Origin of the sequence: Microbulbifer sp. MKSA007, assembly GCA_032615215.1 — a bacterium.
GTDB lineage: Bacteria > Pseudomonadota > Gammaproteobacteria > Pseudomonadales > Cellvibrionaceae > Microbulbifer.
Genome location: CP128433.1, coordinates 1,903,113 through 1,926,327, shown reverse-complemented (window position 1 = coordinate 1,926,327; position 23,215 = coordinate 1,903,113). Strand labels below are relative to the sequence as shown.

The following is a 23,215-nucleotide window of genomic DNA, read 5'->3' as shown; positions in this document are numbered from 1 at the left end:
TACCTTTTAACTCCAATCACAATACAAAATTAGTGACAATAATTTGGAATTCACCTTTATGCAGTGGCAATGGTGCAGCTTTAAAGAGCTTACGCTCAGTCAACTTTACGAAGTTTTGCGAGTAAGGCAGGAAGTTTTTACGGTAGAACAAGATTGCCCCTATCAGGATGCCGATGGCAAAGACCAACACTCCTGGCACCTGATCTGCTGGGAGGGAGACGAAAATAACCCGCAGGTTATGGCCTACCTGAGAGTTGTTTTCCCAGGTCTTAAATACCGGGAACCTTCGATAGGAAGAGTATTAACCGCAGAAGCCAGTCGCGGAACAGGCCTGGGCAAGGAGCTGATTCGCCGAGCCGTAATGCACACATGCGAAGAATACCCCAACACTGGTATTCGCATTTCAGCTCAACAACATTTGGATAGATTTTACGGGGAATTTGGCTTTGAGCAGGTGTCTGAGCCATATCAGGAAGACGGCATCCCGCATATCGAGATGTTACGCCCTGCCAATTAATTGAAAGGGACCTTGTAAGTCCGATAGAAGTTTTGGGGGCCCTGCAGAGGCACTGCGGGACCCCAAAAATCTAGTTGCTACCCAGTGGATTGGCACCGGCGGATACAGGCTCGCTATCCGACTGACGCGCCCTGCTATAAAGGCAAGAGGCCGCGATTCCAGCAGCAATTAGCAACCACACAACATTAACGACCAGTGATGCTCTCACAAAGGAATCCTCACCAAACTGAGCAACGTGCACTACAACTGCACCGACGCAAGCGATAATTGTGGCAATACGCAGAGACATAGACCACTTGGTCACTGTCCCCATGAAGGCAGCCGCAACGCTTAACACCAAGGTCACCAGCCAGAACACCTGCGCAGCATTTAGCTTAAATGCCAGATAAGTCACCGCACTCAGAGCAATCGCAAATGGTACACCCCATACCTGAGCCATCCAGACTCGCTCCAAACGTACGGCGGGATTGCCGCGCTGACGCTTGCGAACAAACCAGATATTGATACCGGATACCACCAGCAAACACATCCCCACCCCCAGCAGGAAGTAAGCAACTTTCACTGGGAAACCGGAAAAGTGGCCAAAGTGTAAACGGTACGTAGAAAGGTAAACTTGTTTAGCCGCGTCCCCCTCAGACCAACCTTCTTTTTCAATCAGGCTGCCATCGGGATTAAAGTGGTAACGCTCACCCCAGACCAACCGCTCTGGAACCCGGGTCCACACCTCAACAACCTGGCCTTCACGTCCAGGAAATGCCACTTCTAAACGAGTGCGCTCTTCTTCCGGTGCAATACGATCCATTGTTGCCAGAATTGCAGCATAATCCGGATAATCAACTTCAGGGGCGTTTTCCTCCATCACCGGATGATCCGCGTAAAGCATGTGCTCTACCTTTTCCGTATCACCCTCAAAGAATACGCCGGCAATTGCAAAAGCGGCTACCTGGGACAACCCGATAAAAGCCCCGGTAATGGCTATGGCAAGATGAAAGGGAGAGGCCCAAACCCCCAGGCGATTGTGCAAATCCACTTGCTGAAGACGCTTAGAGCCAGAAAGGCGGAAAGAGAAAGCGTCTTTAATAATTTTGGGATGGGCCAGCAAACCGGAGACGATCAGAGCGGACATCACCATCCCGATCAAACCAACCAGGATGACCCCATAACCAACAGGAAGGTTGAGCGCGTAGTGCAGGTAGGCCAGGAAGTGGGTCCACTCATGCTCCACCTTGCCCAAAAGGGAACCATCTTCAGCGACATATCGCTCCATATCGCCGACTTCAACCATCAATCTGGGCTTATCCTGATTAGGGATGGTGAAGGTAATTGAATCGAGATCCTCTTTTTCCTGCTTAGCTAACGCAATAGCATTTTCTGTAGCCGTCCGATACACAGAGGCTTCAACATTGAGGTTCTCCAACTCGGAGGCCTGCTCCCAGCGTTCGAACTCATTGTAAAAAACCGCCAGTGTTCCGCTGACACAAACAATGTATAAAAGAGTGGATACCGCCAGGCCGAGAACTGAGTGTCCATCGGTCATATCACGGACAAAGCCAGGGGTCGGTTTAAAGGAAAATTTCACGTTAAATTCCTACTCAAGTCCGTTGATCTATGCTGCCGAAGCGGGAAGCGCAAAGGTCAGCAACAAGCCGCTGACCACCGAATAAGCCAACATGGCAGCCGAAGGGCGCAGAAGCTTTTTATCGGCACAGCACCAAACCATCGCCAGGGTCCAGATTATCACCGACAGGAAGGCTCCGCCGACCAAGCGGACAGCTTCAGAAAACCCGGTAAAACCAAAGAAAAGCAAACCGGCGATCAAACCACTGGCTGCGGGCAAAAGAAAGGCAGCCATAAAACGCAAGAAGCCCCGCAACCACAATGGAAGCAGGGCTTGAGATTCGGGTGTTCCCGAGCGCTGTTTTTCAACGGGCCTAGGGCCACTGGGCCAGTCACCCTTAAGAGCCAATAAAGCAAAGGCTACGAGCATCACTATTAAAGTGGCAACACTGATTCCATATTCCACCCCAACAATTGAGCTCCACCCAAAAGCCGACAACACCATGGCTCCCCAACCACCCCAACGGCGCACGGGCTCTGCCCCTCTGCGGGACCAGGCGGAATAAAGGAGCAGAATCCCGGCCAGAGCAAAGGCGCTGGAAGCTCCTGCAATCATATAAAAAGACATTGGCATAACCATAACTGCGAGAGACTCGCCTCTCGTCTGGTTGCTTAAACGTAAAAAAGGGAGCCCGCCCACAGACTCCCCCTGCGGACAGGCTCCCAGTCTACACTAACTTAGAAAATGTAATGTGCTTCTACCGTTACATAACGACGCTCACCGTAGAAGCAGTCACCGCGACTCAGGCAAGCTGTAGTATGTACTTCATCAGACAAATTTTTTCCTGTCAGCTGGAAGTGCCAGCTATCCAAGGTATATCCGATCGATGCGTCATATAAGGTGTAAGACGGGTTGTACGATGGGAAGGTTCCCGTGGGATCTTCAACACCGGTGTAGCTCTCGCCAACATGACGAGCGCCCATGCCAATACTCAGCCCCGGAAGCAATGCGCTCAGGTCATAGTCGCCCCAAATAGTCACTAGCTCCTCTGGAACGGCCTCAATCGCAATACCGACTTCACCGGCAACATTACTCTCGGTGATCTCGGTGTTGGTGGTGCTGTAGCCAGCTACCAAACTAAGGTTACCTAATTTACCAGTTACCTCTAGCTCAACACCATCAATTGAAACTTCACCGGTTTGAGTGTCAAAAGTGATATCAACCGGGTCTGTAGTGAGGCGGTTTTTCTGCACAATATCGTAAGCTGAAGCGGTAACCAGCAAGTTGGTTCCCTCTGGCTGGTACTTCACACCAACCTCTACCTGCTCGCCCTCAATTGGCTTGAAGGAGTCACCGTGGCGATCTGAACCGCTTACAGGCTCAAAGGATTCGGAGTAGCTGATGTAAGGAGAAATACCCATATCAAATGCATACATCACACCCAAGCGCATGGTGGTAGCATCATCATCCACAGTAACCGGGGAACCCTCAGTTTGCGACTCGGTGGAGTCCCTACGAACACCAGTAGTTACTATCAGGTTTCCAATTGTCATATGGTCTTGGAAGTAAAAACCCAGCTGCTCGGTATCTGTCTCCGGTCCATTCGCAATCACTATGTCTTCTGGAATATACCCATACTCCGGCTCGAAGATATTGATCACACCACCATAAGCGTAGCCATAATCATTATCCGTAGTAGCATCCTGGCTATCCAAGCCGAATGAAACTTGGTGATCGACAATACCTGTAGTTAACTCACCAGACATGCGTAAATCAAAAATCAACATGTCTGTACTGGCTTCACTGGAAAACGCAACACGTTGCATCTCAGTGATATTAGGGTTGAGGCGAGAGTAGTCGAAGCTGCCATACATGGTGTTGTAGTCTACTTCACCTTTGGCATAGCGGATGCTGGCATTTACACCCCAGTTATCACTAAAGCGATGATCAGCCCAAATGCTGTAAGCGATCTGCTCTGTATTATATTTATCCCAACCTGGCTCACTGAGGAAAGTGTCAGTTGGGATATCACCGTTGGCGTTATCAATACGGGTACCACCCCAGGGCAAGAATGCTGTAGAGGTACCACTCTCATCATCCTGGTAAGTAGTCTGGAAAGTAATCTCGGTGTTCTCACTCGGACGCCATGAGATAGATGGCATCAGCAAAGTGCTGTCATTATTGACATAGTCTACTTGGGTATCCGCAGATCGCTTATAACCTACAACTCGGTAAAGCCACTCACCATCACTATCCATGGAGCCAGTGACGTCCGTAGCAAATGCCTGATGGTCATAGCTACCAGCTTGAACCACTACTTCTCCACCAAACTCTCTCTGCGGGCGCTTGGATACTAAGTTTACGATACCACCGGTAGAACCCTGTCCATAAAGTGCAGAGGAAGGACCTTTGAGAACTTCTATGCGGTCATAGGCGTAGAGATTAGCACGGGCACTTGTGTAGCTACCGAATATAGACTGAAGGCCATCAATAAAAATCGCAGGATCAACACCGCGCACCAGAGACCAATCACCACGGACATCAACGCCGTAGGTTCCGCCATTCACCCCTGGCGTATATTGCAGAACATCTTGAACCGTTTTCGAGCCGATATCGTTGAAAAAGTCATTGTCCAGTACAGTCACAGAAAAAGGGGTTTCGTGTACGGAAACATCCAGCTTGCCCACAGAGGTCTGACGGGAAAGGTTCAGATGTCCCGTAACATTAACCTCTTCAATACGCTCATCTGTGTTATCCGCAGCGAACGCCACAGAAGAACCGCCCGCAGCAATAGCCAACGCCAATAAAGAGCGGCTGATTCCAGAAATTACAGGAGAAGCTTTTTGCATACTTTTAATTCGAGCGGTACTCATGGAGATCCCTCAACGCCAACTGAATTTGGATGGATCACAGTCAAACTGTGACCCAGGTAACTGGGCGCGAATCCTAATAGGAATCGTTATCATCTACAACATTATTGGAACATTTTTTTACTAAAAAGAGCGATGACATGATTAGGGACAAGAAATACGGCATTAAAGGACAGCATTGCAGTCTCCAAGCTGCACTTTCGTACCATCAGGATGACTTGATGAAATGAATAAAAGCAGACTCTAAGGCAGGAAAAATACTAAGTGGCTGCCCAGCAGCAACCACTCAGATTGAGATTGTAGATATCGGGACTTGATTTAGAGAGACTTAGACAAAGATCCCCGACCTCTTAAGGGTAGGTATAACTAGCCTGCACCCCCAAAGGCATTCCCAGTGTCCAGTAAGCCACCAGGAACAGCGACCAGCAAATCAGAAACACAATGGAGTACGGCAACATGATGGATACAAGTGTCCCAATGCCCGTTCCCTTCACATAGCGCTGGCAGTACACAACCACCAAGGGGAAGTAAGGCATCAGCGGGGTAATAATATTCGTGGAGGAATCACCTACCCGATAAGCCGCCTGGGTGAGATCAGGGGAGAAACCGATCTGCATCAACATAGGCACAAAGATGGGGGACAGCAGCGCCCACTTGGCAGAGGCAGATCCCACAAATAAGTTGATAAAGGCTACCAGTACAATAATGCCCATCAGGGTAATCGGGCCCGGCAGCTCCATCGCCGCGAGCAAGCTCCCTCCCTCTACCGAAAGCAGCGTGCCCAAACCGGAGCGGGCAAACTCAGAGATAAACAACGCACAGAAAAAAGCCATCACGATGTAATAAGCCATGGAGCCCATGGTTTTGGACATCGCATCAATAACATCCTTACTCTGGCGGAAGGTACCGGCCGCATAGCCAAACACCACACCGGGAATCACAAACAGCAGGAAGATCAGCGGTACAATCGACTTCATAATTGGCGCAGTGAAAGAAGCTAATTGCCCTTCTGCATCGCGCAAAGCTGAGGTTTCCGGCAGCATCCAGGCCACAAGTCCGACGATACCTGCCACCATCACAGTAACCGCCAAGTACATCGCTTTTTTCTCGCGAGCCCCCAGCTCCTGCATTACCGGCATATCCGCTTCATCGCCATCAACCTTCACGCTCTTCAAGCGTGGCTCGATCACTTTATCAGTCAGCCACCAGCCCAGCAGTGTCACCAATAAGCAAGAAGCTGAAGTAAAGAACCAGTTGTTGAGGGGGTTAACCTGCATATCCGGATCGGCAATCTGAGCAGCCGTCTGGGTAAAGCCTTGCAATAGAGGATCGATAGCCGAGGGAACAAAATTGGCAGAGAAGCCACCAGAGACACCGGCAAATGCTGCCGCGATACCTGCCAAAGGATGGCGCCCCGCCGCGTAGAAAATCACACCTCCGAGTGGAATTACTAACACATACCCCGCGTCTACAGCGGTGTGACTGACGATGGCTACCAAAATCAACATAGGTGTCAACAGCATCTGCGGCGTTACCGCCAGCAGCTTTTTCAATACCGCATTGATAAAGCCACTCTGCTCAGCCACACCGACCCCCAGCATGGCTACCAACACCACCCCCAGGGGCGCAAAACTAGTAAACGTAGTTACCATACCAGATAGGAAGCGGGCCATTTCACTACTGGAAAGCAGGTTGGTTACCTGTATCGCCTCGCCGGTAGCGGGGTGTAAGGCTTCGAAGTTAACACCGGAGAGAAGCCAGGAGAGCACCCAGATTCCCACCATCAAGATCAAAAACAGAACAGCGGGATCGGGTAACTTATTACCGACAACCTCAATAAAATTGAGCGCTCGATTAATCCAGCCATTTTTATTATCGGCACTATTGCCGGCATCAGGATTTGCCTGAACGTTTTCCATGTTTGTACCCTGTACATTTATTATTTTTTATTAAAAAGGAGGCCGATACTCCACGGCCTCCTGCTTTTTCAGGAAAAGCTCTAACCTATCTTGCGGATACCAACCGCGTGACGCAACTTCTCGATAAAGGGCGCAGAGTAAGCGCGAGCCTTAATAGCCCCCTTCTCCAGCTCCGTTTCAATTTGGTCTGGGTTAGCCAGCAGCTCATTGTAGCGCTCGCGAGCCTCACCGATCTGGCCGTTCACCAGCTCAAACAGCTGCTTCTTGGCCTCACCCCAGGCAATGCCCTCTTCAAAAGCTTTACGCATTTCAGCTGTCTGTTCTTCGCTGGCAAATGCCTGCCAAACCTGGAATACAGTGGAAGTATCCGGATCTTTTGGCTCACCCGGCTCCAGCAGGTTGGTTTTGATCTTATTAATGTGCTTTTTCAGCTTCTTCTCAGGAAGGAACAGCGGAATAGTGTTGCCGTAACTCTTACTCATTTTGCGGCCATCGAGGCCCTGTAACACAGCTACGTGGTCGTCAACTACCGCTTCTGGTAAAGCGAAGTGCTCGCCGTAGTGGTGGTTAAAGCGCTGGGCAATATCCCGAGCCATTTCGATATGCTGTACCTGATCTTTACCCACCGGCACCTTATTAGCGTTGAACATCAGGATGTCCGCGGCCATCAGGATCGGGTAGCTATACAGCCCCATGGTGACGCCAAAATCGGAATCTTCGCCATCGGCGCGGTTGGCATCTACCGCTGCTTTATAAGCGTGGGCACGGTTCATCAGGCCCTTGCCGGTCATACAGGTGAGCAGCCAGGTTAATTCAGGAATCTCATGGACGTCGGACTGACGGTAGAACACCACATTGTCGGTATTCAGGCCCAAGGCCAGCCAGGTTGCAGCGATCTCCAGGGTGGACTGATGGACCTGTGCCGGGTCCTGGCACTTAATCAGTGCATGGTAATCGGCCAGAAAGTAGAACGATTGGTTGTTTTCATCCTGACTCGCGGCGATCGCCGGGCGGATTGCACCCACATAGTTCCCCAGGTGTGGGGTACCGGTTGTTGTAATACCGGTTAATACGCGCTGTTTCGTCATAATTCCTTCGTAGTCTGTACTGTCATCAGGCAATAGAGACCGAATCATACCCCTTTAGTGCCCGGGGGTGTATCAACCAAAGGTACCGACTCCCCATAGCCGTACCAACACGCGGCCAACGTTAAGCCTCAACCGCCACTTTGGCGGAAACCTGGAATTGGCGCTGATATTCACTGGGTGAGATCCCAAACGCCCGACGGAAATGGTGACGCAAGGTCGCACTACTCTCAAAACCAGCCAGTTGGGCTGCCCGATCTACAGACTCCCTACCGGACTCCAGCGCCTTCTGCGCCGCCCGCAAGCGCTGCTGAATCAGCCACTCCTTGGGAGCAATTCCCATCGACTGGCGAAACTTTCGGTCAAAACTACGGCGGGATAAATGAGCGCGCTGCGCCATATCATCAATTTTGATAGCGCCATCCAAATTGCCAATCGCCCAATCCAGCGCGGCGGAGAAGTGGTCTGGCCGTTTGGCAACGGGCATCTCCACATATTGGGCCTGGCCACCCTGCCTATGGGGTGCCATCACCAACCGACGAGCCACCGAATTGGCTAATTCATAACCGTGATTGCGCCGCAAAAACTCAATGCCCAGATCGATGGCGGCACTACTACCCGCTGCGCAAGCCAGTGCATCCTCCCACACATAGAGAACGTCTCCCACATACTCCACCGCAGGAAAGCACTCACGAAAACGATCCGCAAACAACCAGTGGGTAGTCGCCTGCCGACCATCAAATAGTCCCAGTTCCGCAGGCAGAAAAGCACCGGAGCAAAAAGTAAGAATCTGGCGGCTGGCAGCGGCAAACTCAGCCACCGCCCTATGTACACGTTCCAAATAAGCATCTTGTGGTTGTGCATTGGTCGACCAACAGGGAATCACCAGCAAATCATAATCCATCAAACTCTCTACCTGCCGACAAGCCAGAGCCAGACCGCCGGTCGCAAGAGGGCTTTCCTCAGCGAAAGTCACAATTTCACCGGTGTAGAGCTCGCTAAGTTCAGGTCGGGGTAGGCAAAAGAGTTCGGTAGCGCAACCGAGTTCGAAGAGTGAGACCTGCCGGTGGGCGAGAACAGCCACTTTCTGGCTCTTATTAGGCTTTTGTGCCAACGTCGACATAGGTACCTCTAACCCTCAGCAGTTAATTAAATTAGGTTAACGAATAAATCCAACCCAGCATACCCAGTTGAGCAGTTATTGAAAGCAATGCTGGGAATAAAACCCTCAACCTTTGAAGCATAATTTAATAGGTAAATCACCATCATCCTCAAATAAGTAAAGCCGAATCCCACTAGCCAAAGCCGACCCACAAGTTTGCACGCAGAATTGGCGCAAAATTAATGCTATCTGGCTCAGAGGTAGATCGCTCGGAAGCAACCAAAAAGGGACACTATCACCCCTTGGAAACCTGACGAACCACCGAAAAATCACCGGGAGTAATATATGAGTTCAGCCGTAAGTAGAGTACCCGCTGCCAACAGTCAAGATGCGCTAAACCACTTCCAAAACCTTCTATCTTTTGAAACAGACTGCTGGGATGTACACCACGCAGTCAGCCAAAATCGCAAGGATTTCGTACTTTTAGATGTGCGAGGTGAAGAGGCTTATAAAAATGGACATATTCAAACAGCCGAATCCTTACCATACAGCCGTATCAATAAAGACAGGCTGAGCGAATACTCTTCAGATACTTTATTTGTCGTCTATTGTGCAGGCCCACACTGTAATGCGACAGAAAAAGCAGCTATCAGACTGGCCACGCTTAACAGGCCAGTCAAAAAAATGATTGGCGGCATCACCGGATGGTTAGATGAAGGGTTTACCCTCATCCAAGAAACAGCCAAATCAATTTAACTCCTATTGTTAGCCCCTTACAGGATGACATAGCTTGGCATAAGGATGTGTCAAGCTATCAAACGCCGACTCAAAGAAATACGATTAAATGGTACTGATATGTTTGTTCGCCATGCCCACCCCACTGACTGTTTCTATCTTTACAATATGATGCGCTGCTTAGCCAGGCATAATAATTCAACTGACTCCTTCCATATTACCCAAATTGAATTGCAAAATAGGTTGTTTCAGAGGAAAGAGCATCAAATGCTGGTTGTAGAACAAGACCACAATCTTGAGGGGTATATCAGCTTTAATATTATTCCAGAAAATGAAAGCTCGGCGGCCTTAGCTATTATCAATGAGCTATATATCGGGGGTTGCGATACAAACCGAAAAGAAGAAATTACCCAAGTCCTATTGAGTGCAATTTCGAAAGAAGCTCGGAAATATCACTGTACGGATATAAGGTGGAAGATATCTTCGAAGGGGCATGAATAAAAGCCGGATTTTTAGCAAGGATTGCAAGCTCAACTTGTAATACAAAAGAGATGGAGAATTCTAAAGCTCACCTGACAGAAAACAATTAGCCCTTCCGCCACCTAACTAGCTTTGATATTCAAAAGACCCTTTTGGCAGCAAAGAGACACTCGAACCAGAGTGCGTATATCGCCTGCAAGCCAAAGGCTAAAACTTTATCCCTGGAGTCTAGTATCTTAATCACTTGCCCCAGAATTGTCCCCCTTACGACATATTCAAGCCTCCAATTTCTGTTTCTTTTTGATCCTCACATAGACTTCTTCACGATGGATAGGCAGTGACTTGGGTGCGCTTATGCCTATCTTAACTTGATTACCTTTTACCTCCAGCACTGTGACTGAGACATTTGCTCCAATTCTTAGATATTCACCTGTCCGTCGCTTTAAAATCAACATACTCATTTCCTTCAATAATCAAAATTTGGGCACTTCCGGGATGGGGAACTTGTGATTCAACGTTTGGAGGAAATATGGGGTGGTGCGCGAGGACAGTAGACACAGAAGAGGAAAAGGCGGGCGCTAGACTTCCAGAACTTGGGAATTGGTCCCAAACTGCTGAATGTACTCCACTTTATTGAATACGAGCGGGTTTCTAGCGTATTATCCATATAGCCATTTTGATAGTCAGATTATCAACTTGGTTAGCTGACCCCGGGTGTTGGTAGCACCTTGGGTTAGCGCCTTTTACTTACTCTTATGTCACGCTACCGTTCTCCTATAAGGGAATGGGTCTTTTAGAAAGTTCTCGATTCTCTCTGGGCTTTCAAGCCTGTAAAGCCTCTTTAACCGGCTCACTCAATTACGATCAAAACACTAAAAATATCTACCGATTCTACGCAGCTTTGACATTAAAACAAACTTAATAAATTCCAATAAGATTATTTTCGCGCCTATATTTTTTAATGTTTCGGATCTGGGAAACTATTACCAAAAACCAACAGCAGCCGTTTAAACTGGACTTTACCTGTGCCTTTTCGAAAACAATAAAGAATAAAGTTCTCAACCACATTGCTACCTGGAAGAGGAAGCAGAAGAAAGTAAGCGTTACCGAAAAGTTAAATAGCTCATCATTTCAATGCACATTGCGAAACAGTGAAGAGTAAGACTGAAATCATCAAGCAGTAAGTCATCGCCCACATTAGCGCTCCTGCCTGGTTATTTTTAGGTTGAAACTAATCGTAACGGCAATGCCTGTGATGACTGATTATAATTCGATTCAATAGCGTATTCGTGCGTCGGCTTCAGGTGAGAAGCCCAAAGACTTCTTCCATTTACCGAGCCTTATAGCCAAAAACATACCTACTAACCAAGAGCGGCTCATCATATCACCTCAACACTGGCGATATCTCAACCAGAATTTTGTAAGCCACCTTAAAGGTGAGTAGGCGTCAGCAGGTTTAGCACAACAATCTTTTAGCAACTTCAATAATCGTCAGGAACTCGGTATTGAAGTGAGAATACATATCTAACTACAGAGAAATAAATTTAAGCAAAATAATCTTAAAGACACGTGAAAACATTAAGGCCGCACCTCCTTTAACATAGAAACCGGAACTCACACTCCAAAAACATCTAAACTACGCCCTTTAACTTTCCGACCAAAACTGTGCCGACCAATTAAAACTGACATCCAAATTTATAATTAGATTCTTAAAAAGTAGTATTCAAGAGGGATTTACCTACTTCCCATAATGGTATCTACATCAATGGGAAACAGGCATATATTTATTTTGCACTTCAATATCATCCACTTTTATTCTGATTAGCTAACCTCACTCATTACGACACCTTTCAACCCTTTACCTCTTATTCTTGCCAAGAACTCTTCAGAAACAATTATGCCGTCGAGGCAATCAGGAATCCGGAAAATATTCACATCATCCGGAACAAGGTTAGAATGAATGTATAGTTCGGTAATGATGTCCTCACCTCTAATCCCTGGAGTCACCAGGGATCTGCTTTTATCTACACAATCTACTAAGCTTAAGATATTTAATAAGCGATACCCTTTTATCTCTCCACCTGTAGCCTGTGAAAAAAGAGGAAGATCTAAAACTTGCACATCAGAAAAGATTATATCTTTAATCAAATTAAAAAACTTATCTGACAAAGTAGGCCAATCAATCACACCTCCCATAAAATCAGCAAGCTGAAGATTCGTATCCTCAATACAAATCTTCACCCTGGAAAGCTCATCTTGATTACAACGTTTAGCCTGAATAATAGATAGTCGGTCAAAACCCCCTAAATAATAATTATCAACATATGAATAACCTTTTAAGCCCGCATCAGGCATTAGCTCAAAAAATTTTCTCATGGAATAAAAACCTACCTAGTGTTATGTGGCCTTACAATACCATAAGTAATACCTTATTGAATTGCTTGCACCGCTTGATGTACGCCCTAAAGAGTAACCTACTACCCCTAACCAGCACTGGTTAGCATTCTATTTACACCCCTGCTGTAAATACTAGAGTTTGGACCAGAGTGATTCCCTAACATAAATTGCTTGTAAAGACTTGCTCTTTAATTTACACCAGGCACCAAAGTGAGCGGGTTTTACTGATGGCTGTTTCATTTTGGTCAGAGATACTGTGGTGGTTTTGCAATGGTATACGCCCTTGCTTAGTCAACCCTAAATAGCATTGACCTATCTAACATCGAAACAGTGTCACTTGTAACTGCTAAACTCCTACATTTGAGTAGGGAGCATGTACACCATAACGATAAAATAGGTTATAAGCTTGTATTTTTTGAATATGACTGCGCACCAGTGCATTGATTATCCTCTGTAGAGAATTTGTAGTCGACGCCGAGACTCCCCCTCCTGCTCAAGCCACCTGAACCAAAGCACGCTACTGGATTGCTAGCTACATATGCATAGGCATTCGGCCCATCATCCAACCCAATCGAATCACTCTGGATAAACCACCCAAAATTCGGATCATAATTCCATTAGTAGCTACAATAATACTCAACCTCACCACCCTTTATCTGTGCACACTCGCTGGCTAAACGCAATATAGTATTAGGCGCCTTTAAATACGCTGCTTTCGTTATAGGCCTTAAAGCGATTGGTGCTGGCTTCATAACTATAAACAATACTGCTCTCATAATATTCGTCCTGGTCGCATCCTGCTGGGTGCGATTGCCCACCGAATCGTAGTAATAGCTGTTTTCTCCCTGGGCAAAGCCCTCATTCATAAGCCAGTTTAGCTTGTCGAAGATAAATTCCCGATCCTTTAGGTACTCACAATTTCCAGCCGGTAATCCAAACCTAAGCTGTAACTCTGACTGATGCCATTGCCATAATCCATAGAGCTAAAAGCATCGAAGAACAGATGAGGTATAGTTGGACCCACGAACATGAGTCCAACTGATATAGAAGTATTCTTATAGATCAAGAAAGGTATCGTCTAACTAGTAGACATAAATAGCTCCCGCAGCATCCGCATCATTCAAATCTGGATCAGCCATAAGTCCAGTATCCGAACCCTGCTCCTCTGGAGCACCCACAACTAGGGTATCCCCGTCACCACTTAAAGCGATTGAAGTTCCAAAGTAGTCACGCTCATCGGTGTTATTGGCTTTCAAGTAAGTACTCTCAATCCACTGCCCATCAACCATCGAATACATATAGGCCGCGCCCGCCCTAGATGCCGAGTTGTCAGTGCTATCAGCATAGAAACCTACACCAGCACTACTCTCCTGAGCACCTACCGCAAGCAATGAGCCGTCATTGTTCAGGCTAATAGACGTACCAAAAGCATCATCTTCATCGGTGTTACTCGCTTTAAGGTAGGCACTTTGGTACCAAGAATCCTCCTCATATGAAAATAGATAGACAGCACCATTATTGAAGCCATCGCGATCATCAGGGTCCTCTGAAGCACCTGCCTGAAGTGGGGCGCCCACAGCGAGCAGGTTGCCGTCGCTACTAAAACTAACATCCCAACCAAAACGATCACCCACTCTTGCACTATCTGCAGTAAGCAACTGTTGTTGAGCCCAGCCACCATTATTGGAGAAAATATAAGTTGCTCCCCTGCCACCATGCCCACCAATAGCACCAACCGCGAGAATGGAACCATCATCACTCAAGCTAACGGATGAACCGAAGTCCATATTTGAATTACTATCACTTGCCTTCAAATAAGCTTCTTGACTCCACTCAACCCCAGAATACTGGAAGATATACACTGCACCAGAATCTAGAGCTTCGTCATTATCAGGGCCGCTATTAACACCGGTAGCACTACTATCTTCATATGGGGCTGCTACTGCCAAGGTTGTTCCATTATCACTTAAACTCAACGCCCGACCAAAGAAATCATAATAGCCATGATTATCTGCTCTTAATTTAGCGCTGTGAGTCCACTCCAAATCCTCACGGGTGAATATATGTACTGCGCCAGCCGAAAAGTTATCATCCTCACCATTTTCTTTATAGGCACCAACAGCCAACGTATTTCCGTCGCCACTGAGACTCACTGCAGATCCAAATGCAGCTCCACTTTCAACCTCTAAAGCTTTTAAAACAGCTCGGTAAACCCAACCATCTTCACCATAATCAAAAATATATACAGCCCCCGACCCGCTAGCTGCATTATTAAATTCATTTAACTCATTACTATCTTCGCCAGTCGCACCAACAGCTATGGTAGAGCCGTCGTCACTAATCGCAACGGACCAACCAAACTGGTCACCGGCTTCGGCATTACCAGCCTTGAAATAACCAATACTATCGACAACTTCCTCATCAATCGATATTTCATTTGAATCCAGGCAAGTTGTATCATCACAGCTTTGCAATATATAGCGAGCATTCAATCGCTCAAATAGAGGCACCTTAATTTCTACGACTTCAGAACCTGCAGAAATTTTATCGCTAACTACTTCATAGCCAGATTGCCCATCTTTGTTCTCAAGAAGTTGATAATAGGTAGCCCCTTCAACATCCGACCATTCAAAAGTGAACACTTTTGCTGAGTTGAAATATAGGTAAGGAGTCGCCGCCTCTGAGATCGAGGAACCTCCGCCAGATGAGCCGCCCCCACAAGCGCTCAAGATCACACCACATGCAATAACTACCGAACTGCTTTTAAACTTCACAACATCCCTCCCCAAGGAATATGGATTGAATCGCGCGCAACCCTACCAAGCTTCAGTGAAAAGAAAAACCAGAAATAAGATAAAGTGAGAGGCGAAGGAGATTAAAAAGTAAAGTTATAGTTACAATGGTTGATATCGTGATAACTTGGGAGGCTACCTTTCAAGAAAAATAGTTTCCTGCACTCCCCCAAAAAACACATAAAGACAAAAGCACAGCAAAAAGGGACATATTGTCGAAAACGAGCAATAAAACAGAGTAAATTAAAATAGAAACGCTAAATAAATTAGCTCATTCATAATCGAAATGTAAATGCGTAAAAGTAAAACGATTGAGATATGATTTTTGGCCTTTGACCACTTTTTCACACTCATAAAATGGTGAACCAGCTCTTTCATCAAGCAAAGTAGCTGTGACACTTATCAATAAGCGGTCCTCCCGCTCATTAAATATCAGGTCGGTTATACCCCAACCTAAAGAATACCACTGCATTGGCCAGAATATCCGACCCCAAGCCATCAGTTAGCAAGCCCTTACAAATACAGGCAACCTCATTAGGGTTAATAATATCCATGGAAATGGTCTAATAACCATATTCAGCACACGGAAATTTAATATAGAAATCAAATACTGAAGCTCTATTTTTACAAAAAAAATCGGCTATGGGGAATAGAGGTAAGCGCCCCCACAGAATTGCGAATTCCTGCCATCTTAGCCTTGGCAAACAACCCATAACATCTACTCATAAAGCCACTTGATGCCATCAGTAGCAACCTGAGCTGCCCGCTAGTTAATTTCTGCAGAAAACTCATTGATTCACAACCCCACACAGGAGGTAGTGGATAAAAAATAGTCAGCAAGAGAAGCTGGAAATTAACCAATTCCTGGGCTTGGAAGAAAATGCGGCGCCACATCACCAACCCCAAATGATAATAATTTTTATTTGCGTTTAGTGCCTGACTGGGGTAGCCTAGTGCCCCATCATTACTTCTTCTTAAAAATTAATATCGGGGATAGACCCTATATATATTGCTTAAGTTTAGAAACACAGGGACTGTCATTACTGCTGTCATGAACTCAAATTTATTTTCTCTTACCGCTCCAATTCTTTTTGGGCTTCACAGCCAGCCGCAAAGTTCGAAGGTAAAGAAGCAATGGGTGAGCAGCTATCGCTTAATTCCCATCATAAAAACATGGATCGGTTCCAACTGGGAAGCGACGCTAACTCACATTGAGAATGAGAACCAAATACAGCACCATGGTCAAACAAACAGCCTATGTGATACCCAATATTTCACAGGCAATACCTTTGGTAATTTGAAGGTTAGTATTCTAGATAAAATACTTGCCTCTATGGCCGGGACTCTTTATTTTTTCTCTGCAACAGTTGGTATTGTTATTGCTAACCCTCTAGGATCAAATGGCTTAAAGAGTGCGGTATATGAAAAAATCACAGAGAAGAACCTCTCCGCCAAGCACCTCCCTCAAGACGAAAAAATATAGATACTGAAGAAGCTACGACATCATGAACCAGGACCCCTTTAGTGATAGTTACAACTCAATATCTGCGTTTTTAGGTGGGTTTCAAAATATCGAGTCCAATCACTTTTCTGGTTGCCTGATAGAAACCACTTTTAGCGTGAGAAACTATTGTGACTCGTTTTTTGAACTGCTTAATATTCCTTTTTCAGATGCATTAAACAACGCAGTCCCGTCCCGACAGGCCGAATTTCTTGCTGGGCGAGCCTGTGCTCACTTTGCCCTCAGTAAGCTGGGTATGCCCGTAGAGGAAATCCCTGTAGGAAAAAACCGCTGCCCGGTATGGCCAAAGGGTGTACGAGCTTCTATTACCCATGCTAGCAATCGAGCAATCTGTGCAGCCAGCACTACATCTGAAGGGCTTGGAATTGATTATGAAACAATTATTTCAGATAAGACTGCCGAAGAAATCAAACACAATATAGTCAGTAATTCAGAAGTAAGACTACTATCAGAGAGCGGTTTTCCTTTGGAACAGTGGCTAACAATAGCTTTCTCAGTGAAAGAAAGCTTTTTCAAGGCGCTATACCCAAAAGTCGGAAAGTACTTTGACTTTCTGGATGTTGAAATTACTTCAGTATCGCCCCAGCAACAAAAGTTAGAACTAAGAATTTTGCAGGACCTCTCCCCCAGAGTTCTCAGTGGAAGCACCTATACAGCCATCTTTCAACCGCATCAAGGCGGCATATTAAGTGTCGTTGAATATTAATCACCACCGACTATACCGACAGTACTTTCGTTAAGAAGAGAAGGACCATTTTATGTCTGACGTTCCAGCTATTCTGAGCGCACGGACTCATATGAAACTCCCGGGTAATGACGAGCTAATCCAAAAAATGCCCTGCCCGTCTGATACCGCTTTAGCGATCGAGCGAACTCGCCACCAGGTTGCCAGAATACTAAGCGGTGAAGATGACCGCCTACTGGTTGTGGTCGGTCCGTGCTCAATTCACGACCCTGAAGCTGCGCTAGACTATGCGCAAAAACTGTCCGAAATTCAAAACCAGTTTGAAAGCAGTCTTTGTCTTGTCATGCGTACATATTTTGAGAAACCGCGTACTACTGTAGGCTGGAAAGGTTTTATTTATGATCCTCATTTGGATGGCAGCGCCGATATGCATACCGGGCTCACTAAAGCCAGGGAGTTATTGCTCAACATCAATGCACTGGAATTAGGGGCTGCCACTGAATTCCTGTGCCCGCTGAATGCACTCTACATAGCAGATTTGATTTCCTGGGGAGCTATCGGCGCTCGTACCACGGAATCACAAACACACCGGGAATTAGCCTCTGCACTTCCCTGTCCTATCGGTTTTAAAAATAGTACTGACGGAAATGTCAAAGTTGCAATGGATGCGATTCAGGCAGCTCAATTTCAACAGATATTCTGTACCACAATCCGCAATGGAAAACTTGAAGCTGTTCAGTCTACAGGCAACCCCAACTGCCACTTAATTCTTCGTGGAGGAAGAAGGCCCAATTACCATGCTGAGGACATAGAACAGGCGATATCTCAGCTTGATTATGCATCGCTCCCCACCGGCATTATGGTGGATTGCAGCCACGGCAACAGCCAGAAAATACATAGTATTCAAATGATTGTTGCGGAGTCTCTCTGCGATCAAATCAGTACAGGGCAAAGAAATATCTCAGCTGTAATGATTGAGAGCTTCCTCGAAGAAGGAAGCCAAAAGATTTGCCCCTGGGACAAGATGACCTACGGACAATCGGTTACTGATGCTTGTATCGGCTGGAAGGATACTTATCAGGCGTTAGAGATGCTTTCTGACGCCGTTGTCAGACGTCGCCATCTATTTACCACCTCCCACAATATGGGAATGGAATTAAATCAAAGTGCTCTGTAATAGTACTTCAGACATATTTAAGTTACCGATCCCCTGAAGTTATAGCGGCACTGGCAAAACAGTGCCAACTTCTTCAGTTTTTGGTGCAGATTCTATTTGCAAGCAATTCATTCCAATAGATATGGTCTGAATTCACAACGATCCCAGAAAGAAAATAAGAAAACACAACGATGTTAAATTTATTTACTTTAGAGCGTAAGAAACATCTCATGCCAACTCAAGCCACCATGAGTAGAATCAGATTTACCTTGATGAATAAATCCATATTTAGCATACATACCAACAAGCTCATCCTGACATATCAGATAAATTCTCTTTTTCCCTAGCTCACTCATAGAGCTAATAAAGCTGTTCAATAGCTTATTTGCCATACCCTTACCTTGATAATTAGGGTGAACCACCAGTGACATAATAACAATGTTTTCTCCATTCGAATCATGCCCCACCAGCTCTTTAAACTCTTCGTTAGATAACTCTACGTCGTGAGTTGCTCCTGAATTAATAAAACCTATAACTTCCTTATTATTCTCTATAACAAGAAAACCTTCGGGGTAAGTCAAAATTCGCTTTAGAATCTTTTCTTTTGTTGCTGCCTCGTTACCAGTATAAGATACAGATTCAATCTCAAAGCACCTAGCTAGATCCCGCTCATTCGCAGAGCGAATATTAATTTCAGACATCCTTGACCAAGACTCCATGTTCATAAACCAAAATAAAGGTGTCCCTCCTCTCACAGGTACTAGAGGGCATACGTATCAACAGTTATAGCAACCTTATTTTTCCTAGTATATAGCCTTCAATCACTAAGTTATATTGAGCTAAATCACCTTAGCCATCAAATAGACATCAGCATATTCACCATTTCGAAATGCATAATTTTTTGCAGTGCCTTCGACCTCAAATCCATACTTCTTATATAGACCTATAGCCTGTTCATTATCAGTATAAACCTCTAACTCTATACGGCGAACGGCAAGCCAGTTAATAGATAGGTTGAGCATCGCCTCCAAAAGCTTTGAGCCAACCCCACTATTTTGATGTTCTTCACTTACTGCCATACCTATATTTGAGACATGCTTTCGCCTTGGATTCGAGAACACCTCCATTCCAATTTGACCGACAATCATCCCATCCAGGACAGCTACAATGCTATAAAAGTTATCGGGGATATCCCCCAGAAACTTCTCCCATTTATCTATTGAAGGGTATGGGACTTGGAGTGTTCCTGCATAGCAGGAAGACTGAGCATATATATCTTTAATTTCAGGAATATCTTCTTTTCTACTATGTCTAATTTCTATACTCATGGACCGATTCTCGCACCACTTAATATCAATTTAACCAATTTATTAATCATTTAAACTAATCACCATCCAAGAGTATACTCTTAACATTATGAATTTCTGTAGAGATAACCTTCTTGTTCTGGCGCACCTCCACAGTCACGACCCCACCTGTACAAATATAATGCTTCTCAAAATCTGGATGCATCGTAACAAATTGTTTAACCTCAGCTCCAATAAGCGCACTAAACAAAGCATAAGTGAGTGCATAACTACTGTTATTTGAACTTTCACTAAAATTATAGGTTATGTCACAACCTGAACCTTCATGCCTCTTAAAATCTACACCGCACCGAACATAAGCAGTCCGTAATCGCTTAAATGCACACATAACCTGTTGGTACCGATCATCGGTTCCCTCCCAGGAATAGCTCCAATAAGAATGAATATCATCATTATGGGGTGTTTCATTCTTTCCCGGGATCATATTGAAAAATATCATTTCCCAAAAGTAGTCATCCGGCACTTTTATTTTTGTTTTCGTTATGATTTTTACGGGCTTAATTGGTTTTGGTACTTCGGTACGGGAATCAATTAATTGGCCTTCAAAAATTGACTTGGGTAGCCCCTGATGCCACCAAGCATACACAGTTTGAATCAACTCCGTAACTTCAGATTCATCGGCCTGGCAATGCTCTTTTATTAATTTACCACCTTCAACCCTGTAAAAAATCTCCCACGAATCATCACCCGATATATATGCCCTAAGATCAATGGGGTTAACTAGCTGTCCATAAAATAACAATAGCTCATCAAGTATCTGCTCCGCTTGCATACCTAGAACGTATCGAATACCGATTACGGAGCCGTACTTTTTAAAACTCTCCGGACGAACTTCAAAAAAGTCACTAAGCTGCTCTAGTAATTTCTTCGCAAGTTCGAGTCCGTGTTCCGGGCTTAATATAGTGGCAGCGTTTACAAAGTCTGATTCAGACTCACTATCCAATAATGACAAGAAATCTTGAACCTCAATCGACTTCGGCAGTTTCAAATAAATATTAGAGGGAAGTTCAGCCACTTTTTCTCCATAAAATTTTTATAATTGATATTGCAATAAAACTTGAAATTTATGCGTACTATAATTCATACAAGCACCCCTTTTGGGAGAAGCGAGCTATCCACTATATCCATATAGTCTTTTTGCTATGCTTACTGGTGCTTAATGATAGATCTAACTCTTTTCATATTTTCTCATATATTCATTATCACGCCTATAAAAAATAGAATTTTACTCATCCGCCCTTTTCTATCTGTAAAACGGTGGAAGGTCCATCGTAGTGCAGCTGACAGTTAAGCTCGTGCCGAGAATGCTCTGTGATATACAACCTCTCCACTTGGAAAATCGTCATCAAACGACAGTGCCTGGAAGTACTCTACGGGTACATCGGGTAAAATCAGCCCTTCGACAACTTTGAAGCCAAAACGCCCGTAATAAGCAGGCTCCCCCAGCACAACGCAGTCTGCCGCACCTTGTTCTTTGAGGTCAACCAGGGCGCTCCGAACAAGCTTTGAGCCAACTCCTCTGTTCTGATACTCAGGTAGTACTGAAATCGGCCCGAGCCCGAACCAGTTGGCTGAGCCATCAGAAATAACAACTGGAGAAATGGCAATGTGGCCTATAATTTCTTCATCCACTTCAGCCACCTTTGATATAAATAATGCGTCAGCTTGGCGAAGGGCCTTCACGATAAACTGCTCAGAGTGATCAGTATACGGAGCCTCCCGAAAAGCCAAGGTAGTGACTCTGTGGATTGGCTCAATATCTCTTTTACTCTCTTTGCGTATCTGAATATCCAAATTTTGCTCTCTCTAAATTTTTTAAACTATTTTCCCAGCTTTGTTATATTGAAATTTTTTCTTTAAATTGACACTCTTTCTGTCTCCCACAAGTAGATTACTTTTTGAGTAAATTCCTACGATTCTTGATTCATCTGATTTGATACCTTAACGCATTACGTAACAGGCATAGAATATGACGCAACTTGTTCATGCACCTTCTTTTTGGCCGACGATGAAAGCTGATAAGCTGCCAGTCCATACCATATCAAAGTAACTGCCACCCAAATCCTTTGTGTCACTCCTTTGTATTCAACAGGCATATATCCATAACTAAAGAACCAAAAGAAAACAACGTGAATCAAGGTTACAAGTACGCATAAATCCTGGAATTTCTTTGAGATATAATAATTGCGCATCTCTAAAGCAAATATAACAGGAACAACTATTAAGATACTTGTTAGCCCATATACATCATGTAATGGGCTATTCATAATAAAGAGCCCCGCAAAAATCCATGTTACACCAAATGCAAACATCGTTAAAAAAGTAAATTTAGCCTTTGCGAGTGACAAACAAGGCAGAGAAAATATACACATAGAAAGACCAATCAATATATCTGTAAGTCTATGTGAATATGGAAAGAAAGGTGATTCCAATGCTAACTCACTAATATGCTGAGTCACAATACTATAGCCAGGCAAAAACAACCCCAAGAAAATATTATACAGTGCAAACACAGGTATCAGCATTGCCTGCCTAATGAATATCAAATCCCGATTACCCAAAACTCACTCCATCTTGTAGAAAAATTAACATCCACATCTCAAACAAGCCAGCGCTACCTGACTGCCCAATGCAGGCTCATGTGATCGAAAAACACGGCATCAGCTTATCAAGTAACACCCTACATTGTGACGTAAAGTTGCCGAGAATACGCATGGTAGCGATTTATAGCCAATAAGGCATTTTCCAGGATACTCTCTTCAACACTATTGCCAAATAAGAGCGCGTACCTAGAGTTCTCCGAATCTTGTATTTTGAACTCATACTCAATATCGAAGTACTCAGCTAAAATATCCTCGATATAATCGAGATGATCCCAACTGAAAAGCTCTAAACACATGCCAAAATCTGGATCACAGGAAATTCTAAGTTCTTTCAATAATATCGATCTATCTACCATAGTCACTTAATGCCAATCACTCATGGGGAGGCTCGAAGCGCTGCCCCCAAGAAAGCATAATAGCGTTAGTA

At 45.1% G+C, this 23,215-nt stretch carries 20 protein-coding genes and 1 pseudogene; 6 read left to right on the top strand and 15 right to left on the bottom strand.

Annotated elements, in window-relative coordinates; all coding sequences use genetic code 11:
• The first annotated feature begins 58 nt into the window (after nucleotides 1-58).
• Entirely contained in the window at nucleotides 59-517 is a 459-nt protein-coding gene (locus QT397_11390) for a GNAT family N-acetyltransferase (GenBank protein ID WNZ57906.1), read from the top strand.
• 70 nt (nucleotides 518-587) lie between these two features.
• On the opposite strand, the gene QT397_11385 is transcribed toward QT397_11390, so the two are convergent.
• From QT397_11385 to QT397_11360, 6 genes are all read right to left on the bottom strand, one after another.
• Nucleotides 588-2,096, bottom strand: a complete 1,509-nt coding sequence (locus tag QT397_11385; protein ID WNZ57905.1) for a PepSY domain-containing protein — start codon at nucleotides 2,094-2,096, stop codon at nucleotides 588-590.
• 27 nt (nucleotides 2,097-2,123) lie between these two features.
• A complete protein-coding gene (locus QT397_11380; GenBank protein ID WNZ57904.1) occupies nucleotides 2,124-2,702 on the bottom strand; it encodes a hypothetical protein in 579 nt (192 codons plus the stop codon).
• 110 nt (nucleotides 2,703-2,812) lie between these two features.
• A complete protein-coding gene (locus QT397_11375) occupies nucleotides 2,813-4,948 on the bottom strand; it encodes a TonB-dependent siderophore receptor (protein WNZ57903.1) in 2,136 nt (711 codons plus the stop codon).
• A gap of 347 nt (nucleotides 4,949-5,295) precedes the next feature.
• On the bottom strand, nucleotides 5,296-6,864 hold the full coding sequence (locus QT397_11370) for an AbgT family transporter (GenBank protein ID WNZ57902.1): 1,569 nt from the start codon (nucleotides 6,862-6,864) through the stop codon (nucleotides 5,296-5,298).
• An 80-nt stretch (nucleotides 6,865-6,944) separates the two neighbouring features.
• Nucleotides 6,945-7,952, bottom strand: coding sequence for a tryptophan--tRNA ligase (locus tag QT397_11365; GenBank protein ID WNZ57901.1), 1,008 nt, complete (start codon nucleotides 7,950-7,952; stop codon nucleotides 6,945-6,947).
• A 121-nt stretch (nucleotides 7,953-8,073) separates the two neighbouring features.
• The gene (locus QT397_11360; protein WNZ57900.1) at nucleotides 8,074-9,072 is read right to left on the bottom strand and encodes a helix-turn-helix domain-containing protein; all 999 of its coding nucleotides are present in this window, start codon (nucleotides 9,070-9,072) and stop codon (nucleotides 8,074-8,076) included.
• Nucleotides 9,073-9,396: 324 nt separating this feature from the next.
• Between QT397_11360 and QT397_11355 the strand changes: the two genes are divergently transcribed.
• Together QT397_11355 and QT397_11350 are read left to right on the top strand one after the other, a co-directional pair.
• Nucleotides 9,397-9,807, top strand: coding sequence for a rhodanese-like domain-containing protein (locus tag QT397_11355; protein ID WNZ57899.1), 411 nt, complete (start codon nucleotides 9,397-9,399; stop codon nucleotides 9,805-9,807).
• A gap of 45 nt (nucleotides 9,808-9,852) precedes the next feature.
• Entirely contained in the window at nucleotides 9,853-10,287 is a 435-nt protein-coding gene (locus tag QT397_11350; GenBank protein WNZ57898.1) for a hypothetical protein, read from the top strand.
• A gap of 254 nt (nucleotides 10,288-10,541) precedes the next feature.
• On the opposite strand, the gene csrA is transcribed toward QT397_11350, so the two are convergent.
• The 4 genes and pseudogenes from csrA to QT397_11330 form a co-directional block, all read right to left on the bottom strand.
• The gene (csrA, locus tag QT397_11345; GenBank protein WNZ57897.1) at nucleotides 10,542-10,721 is read right to left on the bottom strand and encodes a carbon storage regulator CsrA; all 180 of its coding nucleotides are present in this window, start codon (nucleotides 10,719-10,721) and stop codon (nucleotides 10,542-10,544) included.
• A gap of 1,366 nt (nucleotides 10,722-12,087) precedes the next feature.
• A complete protein-coding gene (locus QT397_11340; protein ID WNZ57896.1) occupies nucleotides 12,088-12,642 on the bottom strand; it encodes a hypothetical protein in 555 nt (184 codons plus the stop codon).
• A gap of 419 nt (nucleotides 12,643-13,061) precedes the next feature.
• Nucleotides 13,062-13,262: pseudogene (locus tag QT397_11335) on the bottom strand (hypothetical protein).
• 483 nt (nucleotides 13,263-13,745) lie between these two features.
• Nucleotides 13,746-15,437: a histidine kinase gene (locus QT397_11330; protein ID WNZ57895.1), complete on the bottom strand. Its 1,692-nt coding sequence runs from the start codon at nucleotides 15,435-15,437 to the stop codon at nucleotides 13,746-13,748.
• 1,156 nt (nucleotides 15,438-16,593) lie between these two features.
• Here QT397_11330 and QT397_11325 point away from each other — a divergent pair.
• Genes QT397_11325 through QT397_11315 form a run of 3 tightly spaced genes read left to right on the top strand, consistent with a single transcriptional unit; the run spans nucleotide 16,594 to nucleotide 18,839 of the window.
• The gene (locus QT397_11325) at nucleotides 16,594-16,938 is read left to right on the top strand and encodes a hypothetical protein (GenBank protein WNZ57894.1); all 345 of its coding nucleotides are present in this window, start codon (nucleotides 16,594-16,596) and stop codon (nucleotides 16,936-16,938) included.
• A 22-nt stretch (nucleotides 16,939-16,960) separates the two neighbouring features.
• Entirely contained in the window at nucleotides 16,961-17,683 is a 723-nt protein-coding gene (locus QT397_11320) for a 4'-phosphopantetheinyl transferase superfamily protein (GenBank protein WNZ57893.1), read from the top strand.
• A gap of 52 nt (nucleotides 17,684-17,735) precedes the next feature.
• Entirely contained in the window at nucleotides 17,736-18,839 is a 1,104-nt protein-coding gene (locus QT397_11315; GenBank protein WNZ57892.1) for a 3-deoxy-7-phosphoheptulonate synthase, read from the top strand.
• A 188-nt stretch (nucleotides 18,840-19,027) separates the two neighbouring features.
• Here QT397_11315 and QT397_11310 read toward each other — a convergent pair whose 3' ends face one another.
• From QT397_11310 to QT397_11290, 5 genes are all read right to left on the bottom strand, one after another.
• Nucleotides 19,028-19,519, bottom strand: coding sequence for a GNAT family N-acetyltransferase (locus tag QT397_11310; protein ID WNZ57891.1), 492 nt, complete (start codon nucleotides 19,517-19,519; stop codon nucleotides 19,028-19,030).
• 138 nt (nucleotides 19,520-19,657) lie between these two features.
• Nucleotides 19,658-20,146, bottom strand: coding sequence for a GNAT family N-acetyltransferase (locus QT397_11305; protein WNZ57890.1), 489 nt, complete (start codon nucleotides 20,144-20,146; stop codon nucleotides 19,658-19,660).
• Between the two features lie 55 nt (nucleotides 20,147-20,201).
• Nucleotides 20,202-21,200, bottom strand: coding sequence for a hypothetical protein (locus QT397_11300; protein ID WNZ57889.1), 999 nt, complete (start codon nucleotides 21,198-21,200; stop codon nucleotides 20,202-20,204).
• A 272-nt stretch (nucleotides 21,201-21,472) separates the two neighbouring features.
• Nucleotides 21,473-21,979 (bottom strand): N-acetyltransferase, encoded by a 507-nt coding sequence (locus QT397_11295; GenBank protein ID WNZ57888.1) that lies wholly within the window; start codon nucleotides 21,977-21,979, stop codon nucleotides 21,473-21,475.
• A gap of 155 nt (nucleotides 21,980-22,134) precedes the next feature.
• Complete coding sequence (locus tag QT397_11290) at nucleotides 22,135-22,746, bottom strand: DUF998 domain-containing protein (protein WNZ57887.1); 612 nt, start codon at nucleotides 22,744-22,746, stop codon at nucleotides 22,135-22,137.
• Nucleotides 22,747-23,215: the final 469 nt, after the last annotated feature.

Excerpts from the sequence above, each read along its gene's own strand:
- QT397_11390 (WNZ57906.1), top strand. The coding sequence starts at position 59 with ATGCAGTGGCAATGGTGCAGCTTTAAAGAGCTTACGCTCAGTCAACTT.
- QT397_11380 (WNZ57904.1), bottom strand. The coding sequence starts at position 2,702 with ATGTCTTTTTATATGATTGCAGGAGCTTCCAGCGCCTTTGCTCTGGCC.
- QT397_11375 (WNZ57903.1), bottom strand. The coding sequence starts at position 4,948 with ATGAGTACCGCTCGAATTAAAAGTATGCAAAAAGCTTCTCCTGTAATT.
- QT397_11370 (WNZ57902.1), bottom strand. The coding sequence starts at position 6,864 with ATGGAAAACGTTCAGGCAAATCCTGATGCCGGCAATAGTGCCGATAAT.
- QT397_11365 (WNZ57901.1), bottom strand. The coding sequence starts at position 7,952 with ATGACGAAACAGCGCGTATTAACCGGTATTACAACAACCGGTACCCCA.
- QT397_11360 (WNZ57900.1), bottom strand. The coding sequence starts at position 9,072 with ATGTCGACGTTGGCACAAAAGCCTAATAAGAGCCAGAAAGTGGCTGTT.
- QT397_11355 (WNZ57899.1), top strand. The coding sequence starts at position 9,397 with ATGAGTTCAGCCGTAAGTAGAGTACCCGCTGCCAACAGTCAAGATGCG.
- QT397_11350 (WNZ57898.1), top strand. The coding sequence starts at position 9,853 with ATGTGTCAAGCTATCAAACGCCGACTCAAAGAAATACGATTAAATGGT.
- csrA (WNZ57897.1), bottom strand. The coding sequence starts at position 10,721 with ATGTTGATTTTAAAGCGACGGACAGGTGAATATCTAAGAATTGGAGCA.
- QT397_11340 (WNZ57896.1), bottom strand. The coding sequence starts at position 12,642 with ATGAGAAAATTTTTTGAGCTAATGCCTGATGCGGGCTTAAAAGGTTAT.
- QT397_11320 (WNZ57893.1), top strand. The coding sequence starts at position 16,961 with ATGAACCAGGACCCCTTTAGTGATAGTTACAACTCAATATCTGCGTTT.
- QT397_11315 (WNZ57892.1), top strand. The coding sequence starts at position 17,736 with ATGTCTGACGTTCCAGCTATTCTGAGCGCACGGACTCATATGAAACTC.
- QT397_11310 (WNZ57891.1), bottom strand. The coding sequence starts at position 19,519 with ATGTCTGAAATTAATATTCGCTCTGCGAATGAGCGGGATCTAGCTAGG.
- QT397_11305 (WNZ57890.1), bottom strand. The coding sequence starts at position 20,146 with ATGAGTATAGAAATTAGACATAGTAGAAAAGAAGATATTCCTGAAATT.